Source organism: Pantoea sp. CTOTU49201 (assembly GCF_032054795.1).
Classification (GTDB): domain Bacteria; phylum Pseudomonadota; class Gammaproteobacteria; order Enterobacterales; family Enterobacteriaceae; genus Pantoea; species Pantoea symbiotica.
The window spans coordinates 1-7,781 of record NZ_DAMBSA010000223.1; the positions used below are offsets into that span (position 1 = coordinate 1).

Genomic DNA, 7,781 nt, shown 5'->3' on the forward strand with positions numbered 1-7,781 from the left:
ACTGGGGTTCTGTTGCCGTCGATCCGCAGCGTCAAATGCTGATTGCCGCGCCAGTACGTTTGGCTTACAAGTACAACCTGATCAAACGCAGCGAGCAGACCGCCACCGAGCGCCTGTTCACCAAAGATGGCACGCCATACTGGAACGAAAACTTCCACGGTGATTACGCGATTCATATCCAGCAGATGGCGTCTGGCCTCGGCATTCCATGCGTTGCACCGCCTTGGGGCCGCATGGTAGGCGTGGATCTGAAGACCGGTAAAACCGAATGGCTGCGTCGCGTGGGCGTTACCAAAAACCTGAAGACCAGCTTCCTGCCTGGCCGCTTCCCAATCGGTTTCCCGATGGGCATGGTGGCGCACGGTGGTCCATTGCTGACCGCAGGTGATTTGGTGTTCCACGGTGCAACCGCGGATAACTTCTTCCGCGCCTACGACAGCACCACCGGCGAACTGCTGTGGCAAACCGAGCTGAGTGCCGGTGCGCAAGCCACGCCGTCTACCTTTATGGGTAAAGACGGTAAGCAGTACGTGGTGATTGCAGCAGGCGGTCACGGTTCGCTCGGCACCCAGGCGGGTGACAGCGTGGTGGCATTCCGTTTGAAGTAATCGCAGTGAAATAGAACAAGGCGCCCATTGTGGCGCCTTTTTTGTTTTCATCGGGTTATATTGAGCCTCTGTGCGAGACGCCACTGATAAGGAATTGTATGACCATCGCCTGCCTGCATACCGCCGCCAGTAATATCGCTATTTTTGATGACGCCGCAAATTCATTGGGCATGAGCAACGGCTCACTGAGTCATATTGTGATGCCACATTTGCTGGCGGAAGCGGAGCTGACCGGTGGCATGACCGCGCTGCAGCAGCAAAAGCTGGAGCAACTGTTACACAGCCTGACGCCGTGGTTTGACGCGATTCTGATTACCTGCTCGACGCTGGGCCCGGTTGCCGATGGTTTTCACGCTGAAGGGCATGATTGCCCGGTGTATCGCACCGATCGCATGCTGGCCGATGCGGTGCACCGTTTGACGGGAAAATCGCTGGTGCTGTGTGCGGCTGAATCCACGCTAGCGGCAACGCGCGCGCTGTTTTGCCCGGCGACGCTGCCGGCTGAACAGCATCCTGACGTGCAGCTGATTCCTGGCGCATGGGCGGCGTTTAAAGCGGGCCAGCAGGATGTGTATTTGCAGATGATTGCGCAAGCGGTTCAAGACGGGAAACAGCAGGGCGCGGATCACGTGGCGCTGGCTCAGGTTTCGATGGCGGCGGCGACCAGTTTGTTTAGACCGGATAATCAGCCATTAACCAGCCCGCAGTTGGCGTTAAAGGTTGTAAGTCATATTTCGTAGGGGGCGCATTTATGCGCACCTGGAAGGAGGTCGCCATGAATGACGACCCTACGACGCGCATGCAAGGCCGCGCATCGGGTTAACGTTTATTTTCATGTAAATAATAATCATTTGCATTAATGCTTATTACTCATTATCTTTAGCAACACTTTGTAACCTATCGCGATTTAACCACTAAAAATCCTCAATTAAAGAGGACGCTTTTCTGCTGCCGCTTTTCAGGATCGCTCTTTTCATTTTCCTGACATACGCCCACATCTGCGATTTGGTAGACTTAAATATGAGAATGAACGTTCACTACAGGATTATTCATGAAGAATTTTCAGCGCACGGCCATCGCCGGGCTGGTGTTATTGCTCGCCGCCTGTGACCAGAACAGCGCCCCGCCAGCGGGCGAGATGACCACCGAAGTTGGCGTGAAAACGCTACAAACCGAGCCGGTGACGCTCGATAGTCAGCTCACCGGACGCGTGGTGGGCAGCATGGTGTCGGAAGTGCGTCCGCAGGTGGACGGCATCATCCAGAAGCGCCTGTTTACCGAAGGCGATGAAGTCAAAGCCGGCCAGGTGCTGTATCAAATCGATGCGGCTAGCTATCAGGCCAGTTACGACCAGGCCGTTGCGCAGTTGAAAAATGCGCAGGCGTTAGTGAAAAGCAGCCAGTTAAAATCCGCGCGTTATAGCGCGCTGGTGAAAGAGAATGGCGTGTCGCGCCAGGATGCCGACGATGCGCTGGCAACCTATCAACAGAACGTGGCGTCGGTTGATCAATATCGTGCCGCCGTCGAAAGCGCCCGCATTAACCTCAACTACACGCAAATCAAAGCGCCGATTTCGGGCCGCATCGGCATCTCGTCGGTGACGCCGGGCGCGCTGGTGACCTCAGCGCAAACCACCGCGCTAGCGACCATTCGCGCGCTGGATCCGATCTATGTCGATCTCACCCAATCCAGCGTGCAACTGCTGAAACTGAAACGTCAGCAGGCTTCCTTACAACAGAGCGGCGATGTGGTGCCGGTGACGGTAAAACTGGAAGACGGCAGCAATTATGATCATGCCGGCAAGCTGGAACTGACCGAAGTGGCGGTTGATGAAGCCACCGGAACCGTTACGCTGCGCGCGATTTTCCCCAATCCGCAGCATGAGTTGTTGCCGGGCATGTATGTGCGTGCCAACGTCACCAACGGGGTTAAAAACGATGCGATTCTGGCCCCGCAGCAGGGCATCACGCGCGATGCCAAAGGCAACGCCACCGCGCTGGTGGTGGATAAAGAGAACAAAGTGCAGAGCCGGGAAGTGGTGACCGATCGTGTTATTGGCAACACCTGGCTGGTGACCAGCGGCTTAAACAGCGGCGACAAGCTGATTGTTGAAGGCACCGCCAAAGTGCAGGCCGGGATGACGGTGAAAGCGGTTGAAGTGACGCCGAACAGCGCCAGCAGCGGAGGCCAGTAATTATGTTGGCTCAGTTCTTTATTCGCCGCCCGGTATTCGCCTGGGTAATCGCCATCTGCATCATGATGTTCGGCGTGCTCAGCATTAGAAGCCTGCCGATTGCGCAATATCCCGACGTCGCGCCGCCGCAGATCAGTATTCAGGCCACTTACACCGGTGCGTCGGCGGAAACGCTGGAAAGCAGCGTCACGCAGGTGATCGAGCAGCAGCTCACCGGCATCGACGGCTTGCTCTATTTCGATTCCACCAGCACCGCCTCAACTGGCCAGGTGAAAATCAACGTCACCTTCCAGCAGGGCACCGATCCGGACATTGCGCAGGTGCAGGTGCAGAACAAAGTGCAGCAGGCCGAAAGCCGCTTGCCAACGTCCGTCACCACGCAAGGCGTGACGGTAGAGAAGGCGCAAAGCGACTTCCTGCTGATTCTGGCGCTGTACGATAAAACCAACAAAAGTACTTCAGCCGATGTAGCGGACTATATGGTCAGCAACATGGAAGACTCGCTGGCGCGCGTGCCGGGCGTCGGCAGCGTAGAGGTGTTTGGTGCCGAATACGCCATGCGCATCTGGCTCGATCCCGCCAAACTCGCCTCCTATTCGCTGATGCCGTCCGATGTCACAAGCGCGCTGGAGAGCCAGAATACCCAGGTTTCATCGGGTCAGTTAGGCGCGCAACCGGCCAGTAAAGAGCAGCAGCTGGTGGCGACCGTGCGCTCGCGCTCGCGTCTGCAAACACCAGAACAGTTCCGCAATATCGTGCTGAAAAGCCAAAGCGACGGCTCGGTGGTGCATCTTAGCGATGTGGCACGCGTGGAAATGGGTGATGAGGATTACAGTGCCAACGTGCTGGCCAACGGTCATCCGGCTTCGGGGATTGCGGTGCAGCTGGCGTCCGGTGCCAATGCGCTGTCAACCGCCGAACAGGTGAAAGCCACCATCGACGAATTCCGCAGCAGCATGCCAGCGGGCTATGAAGTGGCGTATCCGCTCGACAGCACCGACTTCGTGAAAATCTCGATTGAAGAGGTGGTGAAAACCCTGATTGAGGCGGTGATTTTGGTGGTGATCGTGATGTTCGTGTTCCTGCAGAACATCCGCACCACGCTGATTCCGGCGATTGCCGTGCCAGTGGTGTTGCTCGGAACCTTTGGCGTGCTGTCGCTGTTCGGATACTCGATCAACACCTTAACCATGTTCGGCATGGTGCTCGCCATCGGGCTGTTAGTGGATGATGCGATTGTGGTGGTGGAGAACGTTGAGCGTGTGATGCGCGAAGAGGGTTTACCGCCGCGTCAGGCCACCGAGAAATCAATGAAAGAGATCACCGGCGCGTTGATTGGTATTGCGTTGGTGCTATCGGCGGTGTTCCTGCCGATGACCTTCTTCAGCGGCTCAACCGGCGTTATCTATCGTCAGTTCTCCATCACTATTGTTTCCTCGATGGTGCTGTCGGTGATTGTGGCGCTTACGCTGACACCAGCGCTGTGCGCCACGCTGCTCAAACCGCATAACGAAGAAGGCGGCAAAAAGGGCTTTTTCGGCTGGTTTAATCGCAGCTACGAGCGCGTGCAGGCGCGTTATCACAATGGCGTCGGCCATGTGCTGCACAGTTCGGTGCGCTATCTGCTGCTTTACGCGGTGCTGCTGATCGGTTGCGCGGTGATGTACATGCGGTTGCCGACCGGCTTCCTGCCAACTGAAGATCAGGGCTACATCATGGTGCAATATCAGCTGGCACCGGGCGCAACGGAAAACCGTACCAGCGAGGTTCGTCGTCAGGTACAGGAATACTTTGCCACTAAAGAAAAAGACAACGTCAACGTCAGCATGCTGGTGAACGGCTTCAGCTTTGCCGGCAGCGGCCAGAACGCCGGGATTGGCTTTATCTCGCTGAAGAACTGGAGCGAGCGAAAAGGTACAGAAAACAGTGCCGATGCGATTGCCGCACGTGCCATGGCGAGCCTGGCCAGCATTCGTGATGCGCAGATCTTCGTGCTGTCGCCGCCGTCGGTGTCCGGTTTAGGGCAGTCAGACGGATTCACCTTTGAGCTGCAGGCGCGCGGCACCACCGGACGCGACCAGTTACTGAAGATGCGCAATCAGCTGATTGCTGAAGCCAATCAGGATCCGCTGCTCAGCGCGGTGCGTGCCAACACCTTGCCGGATTTACCGCAGCTGCAGGTCAATATCGACGATGAAAAAGCGCAGTCGCTGGGCCTCACCATCAGCGACATCAACGACACGCTCAGTGCGGCGATTGGCGGCAGCTACATCAACGACTTCACCGATCGTGGCCGCGTGAAGAAGGTTTATATGCAGGGCGATCAGCAGTTCCGTAGCAAGCCGGAAGATATCGATCACTGGTACGTGCGCGGCAGCGATAGCAACAGCAATACCACCATGGTGCCGTTTGCATCGTTTGCCTCGTCAGAGTGGGCGTACGGCCCGGATGTGCTGTCACGCTATAACGGCCTGGCGTCCTACGAGATCGAAGGTTCGGCGGCGGCAGGCAAGAGTTCCGGGGATGCGATTAGCGCGATGGAAAAACTGGCGGCGAAGCTTCCGGCGGGCACCACCTTTGCGTGGAGCGGCTTGTCCTATCAGGAAAAACTCTCCGGCAACCAGGCGATGTCGCTGTATGGCATCTCGCTGATTGTGGTGTTCCTGTGTCTGGCGGCGTTGTATGAAAGCTGGTCGGTGCCGTTCTCGGTGATGATGGTGGTGCCGCTCGGCGTGATCGGTTCGCTGCTGGCGATCAGCCTGCGCGGACTGGAAAACGACGTCTATTTCCAGGTGGCGTTGTTAACCATCATTGGCTTGTCGGCGAAGAACGCGATTCTGATCGTTGAGTTCGCCGAAGACAATTACCGCAAAGGGGAAAACCTGGTGAAAGCGGCGACGCACGCGGCATCGATGCGTCTGCGTCCGATCATCATGACCTCGCTGGCGTTTACTGCTGGCGTATTGCCACTGGCGATTTCCACGGGCGCGGGCGCCAACAGCCGCATTGCGATTGGTACCGGCATTATTGGCGGCACGCTGACCGCCACCTTGCTGGCGATCTTCTTTGTTCCGCTGTTCTTTGTTCTGGTGCGTCGCGTCTTCCCGGCGATTCCGCATGACGATAATCATCAATCTGTGGCGAAGGCGGGGGAATAACATGTCGGCAAAACTCTTAATGGTGTTAATTCCCGCGCTGCTGTCGGGTTGTGTCTCACTCGATCCGCACTATGACCGCCCGCAAGGCGCGGTCAGCAACCAGATGCCGAGCGGTGATGCCTATCGTTCACTGCAAGGCACGCAGGCCAGCAACTACCGCGACCTGAGCTGGCAGGATTATGTGCTCGACGCCAAACTGCGTCAGGTGGTGGCGATGGCGCTGGATAGCAGCCGCGACCTGCGTGAAGCGGTGGCCAGCGTGAAGTCGGCGCATGCGCAATATGGCGAAGAGCGCGCCAATCTGTTCCCGACCATCAGCGCAGGCGTGAGCGGCACGCGTTCACGCGCGTTAACCGGCGAAGGCAATCAAACCGCCATCAGCAACAGCTATTCGGCGGAAGGCAGCGTCAGTTCGTTTGAACTCGATCTGTTTGGCAAAAACCAAAGCCTGACGCGCGAACAGTATGAAACTTATCTCGGCACGCTGCAGGGCGCACGCAGCACGCGCCTGACGGTGCTATACAACACGGTGGACTACTGGCTGCAGCTCGCCGCCGATCGCAGCAATCTGGCGATTGCCAAAGAGACCGCCGAGAGCGCACGCCAATCATGGCAGGTGACGCGTAAGCAGATGGAAAATGGCATCGCCTCGATGGTGGATGTCTCGTCTGCGGAAACCACTTATCAATCTGCGCAGGCCGATGTCGCCAGCTACACCACGCTGGTGGCGCAGGATAAAAACGCGCTGGATTTAGTGGTGGGCCGCAGCGTGCCGGATAATCTGCTGCCTGACAGTATTGAGTCGATTGGTAACGCATTGCGTGAGGTGCCGGCAGGCGTCTCATCGGATGCGTTGCTGAATCGCCCTGATGTGTTGCAAGCCGAGCACAATCTTAAATCTGCCAACGCCAGTATTGGCGCGGCGCGTGCCAACTTCTTCCCGAGCATTACGCTGACTAGTAGCGGCGGCATCGGCAGTGCCGATCTGTCGACGCTGTTTAAGAACGGGGCGGGCATTTGGTCGTTTGCGCCGAGCATTTCGCTGCCGATTTTCCAGGGCGGCTACAACGTTTCTTACCTGAAATACACCAAAGCACAGAAAGAGTATTACGTGGCGGCGTATGAGAAAGCGGTGCAAACCGCCTTCCAGGAAGTGGCGGATGCGCTGGCGCGTCGCGGCACCATCAACGATCAGCTCAGCAGTCAGCAGAGTAATGTGGCGGCATCGCAAACCTATTACCATCTGGCGGATCTGCGCTATCGCAACGGCGTTGATACCTATCTCAATGCCTTGACTGCGCAGCGCACGCTGTACAGCGCCCGCACCAGTTTGGTGAGTACGCAGCAAGCCTATTACCTGAATTTGATCACCTTCTATAAAGTGATGGGCGGCGGCACGGCGTTGAAAGAATCTGAAATAATGAGCACGCAATAATTGCGTAATGCTCGTCAGTTAATCGTCTTTCGGTCGCCATAAATGGCGACCCTACAAAGGATTGGCGCGTTTTTCGTAGGGTGCGCATTTATGCGCACCAACCGCAAATATTGGAAACATTGTCATGGTTTCTCACCGGATACGCATCGCGTATCATAACGCAATTAAAACGATAAATTCTTTTTCGGAGCCAATGTGAGCCACTCTGAACATGACGAATTTTTTTTGCAACGTCAGCAGCAGATTATTAATGCGGCAAAAGTTTGTTTCAGTCGCTCAGGATTTCATGGCGCCAGCATGGCGGATATTAGCCGTGAATCTGCGTTAGGGGCAGGGCAAATATATCGTTACTTCAGCAGTAAAGAGCTAATTGTCACGGAAACCAT

Annotated in this window: 5 protein-coding genes and 1 pseudogene; all 6 read left to right on the forward strand. The window is 56.5% G+C overall.

From position 1 onward, the window contains the following. A pseudogene (locus tag RTY00_RS15415) lies at positions 1-608 on the forward strand (PQQ-binding-like beta-propeller repeat protein); the annotation flags it as partial. A gap of 98 nt (positions 609-706) precedes the next feature. Further along, on the forward strand, positions 707-1,348 hold the full coding sequence (locus RTY00_RS15420) for a glutamate racemase (RefSeq protein WP_312665035.1): 642 nt from the start codon (positions 707-709) through the stop codon (positions 1,346-1,348). Between the two features lie 311 nt (positions 1,349-1,659). Further along, positions 1,660-2,802 (forward strand): efflux RND transporter periplasmic adaptor subunit, encoded by a 1,143-nt coding sequence (locus RTY00_RS15425; protein ID WP_312665036.1) that lies wholly within the window; start codon positions 1,660-1,662, stop codon positions 2,800-2,802. Positions 2,803-2,804: 2 nt separating this feature from the next. After that, entirely contained in the window at positions 2,805-5,960 is a 3,156-nt protein-coding gene (locus RTY00_RS15430; RefSeq protein WP_312665037.1) for an efflux RND transporter permease subunit, read from the forward strand. Between the two features lies 1 nt (position 5,961). Further along, positions 5,962-7,395 (forward strand): efflux transporter outer membrane subunit, encoded by a 1,434-nt coding sequence (locus RTY00_RS15435; RefSeq protein WP_312665038.1) that lies wholly within the window; start codon positions 5,962-5,964, stop codon positions 7,393-7,395. Between the two features lie 195 nt (positions 7,396-7,590). Further along, positions 7,591-7,781 (forward strand): helix-turn-helix domain-containing protein (locus RTY00_RS15440; protein WP_312665039.1); only part of this gene is annotated, 191 nt, incomplete at its 3' end.

What these genes read in the sequence shown, in the direction of transcription:
- RTY00_RS15435 (WP_312665038.1), top strand. Translation starts at nt 5,962, where the DNA reads ATGTCGGCAAAACTCTTAATGGTGTTAATTCCCGCGCTGCTGTCGGGT.
- RTY00_RS15430 (WP_312665037.1), top strand. Translation starts at nt 2,805, where the DNA reads ATGTTGGCTCAGTTCTTTATTCGCCGCCCGGTATTCGCCTGGGTAATC.
- RTY00_RS15425 (WP_312665036.1), top strand. Translation starts at nt 1,660, where the DNA reads ATGAAGAATTTTCAGCGCACGGCCATCGCCGGGCTGGTGTTATTGCTC.
- RTY00_RS15420 (WP_312665035.1), top strand. Translation starts at nt 707, where the DNA reads ATGACCATCGCCTGCCTGCATACCGCCGCCAGTAATATCGCTATTTTT.